Here is a 1,394-nt window from a genome sequence, read left to right on the forward strand (position 1 = left end):
CCTAGGGCCTGTTTCAGAAGTCGGGTGAGGAGTCTCGGCTGAGGGCTGCGTGTGCTCGAGATGCCTGAGCGGTCCAGATGGTGACGTCGGAAGCGATACGGCTCGGGTCGGTCGCGGTATCAAGGCGGTGATACCGACGAAGCGGGTCGCGGTATTCGACCTCGTAGGTGCCATCGTCGAGGCGGGCGACTGAGGCGAACCAGGCGGGGTCGTCTTCGTCTGGTTCGACGATGACGAAGGTGTTGTCGGGCAGGGCGAGCTCGATGATCATCTCGTAGAGGGCGTCCTCGGACGGCTCCACGATGAGTTCGCCGCCCTCGGTTTCCGCCTTCAGCCGGATGTACTCGCGCCCCACCATCGACCCCTTTCCAGGCGTACGGGTCACCGCTCAAACAGATTGTGCAGGATCCCAGCTGCGGCCAAGAGCGTGGTCACAACCACTCGTTGATGCAGGCGATATGCACGGTCGCTTCGTAGCGGACGGCCAGCTTGTCATACCGCGTGGCCACGGCGCGGTTGCGCTTGAGCCGGTTGATCGCGCACTCGACGGCGTGGCGCTCACGGTAGTCGATCTTGTCGAAGGCGGGAGGGCGGCCGCCGCGCGATCCACGTTTGCGGCGATGAGCAGCCTGATCCTTCTTTTCAGGGATGGTGCATCTGATGCCGCGTCGGCGCAGGTAGGAGCGATTACCGCGGGAGGAGTAGGCCTTGTCGGCGCGGACTCGATCGGGGCGAGTACGGGGACGACCACCGCCCAGACGCGGCACCCGGATCCCCTCCAGCACCGGCCTGAACTGCGGGGAGTCGCCCCGCTGCCCAGCCGTGACCACCAACGACAGTGGTTTTTGCCCCTGCTCCACGGCCAGGTGCGTCTTGGTGGTCAGACCGCCACGCGAGCGGCCCAACCCATGATCGTCCGGTTCCGTACGAGCACCACCGGGTGGTTCCTTCTGCGCATCGCCGTCTTTTCGCGCACCGGCAGCATGCTGGTGCGCGCGGACGATAGTGGAATCCACCGACACATCCCAGGTGATCAGCCCCTCGGCATCGGCTCGTGCCTGTAACGCGACAAGGATGCGAGCCCAGACTCCGTCCCGCTGCCAACGGCGAAACAGTCCGTACACCGTCTGCCACGGCCCATACCGCTCGGGCACATCCCGCCATGGCGCGCCGGTTCGAACTCGCCATCGGATCCCGTCGATGAGCTGCCGCTTTGCCCAGACCGGCGGACGGCCCGCCTTCCTGCCCACCGGCAACAGCGGCTCCAGCACCGCCCACTGCGCGGCGGTCAAATCACCCCGACCCACGCAAAGATCATCTCGCAAGTGAACCACCTAGGTGATCCACTTCTGAAACAGGCCCTAGCAGCGGCGCAGTCGCACGAGCCGTCCTAG

General features: G+C 65.6%; 2 protein-coding genes. Both read right to left on the bottom strand.

Features of this window, described 5'->3' with window-relative positions:
• Positions 1-13: 13 nt before the first annotated feature.
• Positions 14-358: a hypothetical protein gene (locus tag ACTWPW_RS64220; protein ID WP_443175046.1), complete on the bottom strand. Its 345-nt coding sequence runs from the start codon at positions 356-358 to the stop codon at positions 14-16.
• Between the two features lie 73 nt (positions 359-431).
• Positions 432-1,307, bottom strand: coding sequence for an IS5 family transposase (locus ACTWPW_RS64225; RefSeq protein WP_443175047.1), 876 nt, complete (start codon positions 1,305-1,307; stop codon positions 432-434).
• Positions 1,308-1,394 lie beyond the last annotated feature (87 nt).

It is taken from the genome of Nonomuraea sp. KM90, assembly GCF_052246675.1.
Lineage (GTDB): Bacteria > Actinomycetota > Actinomycetes > Streptosporangiales > Streptosporangiaceae > Nonomuraea.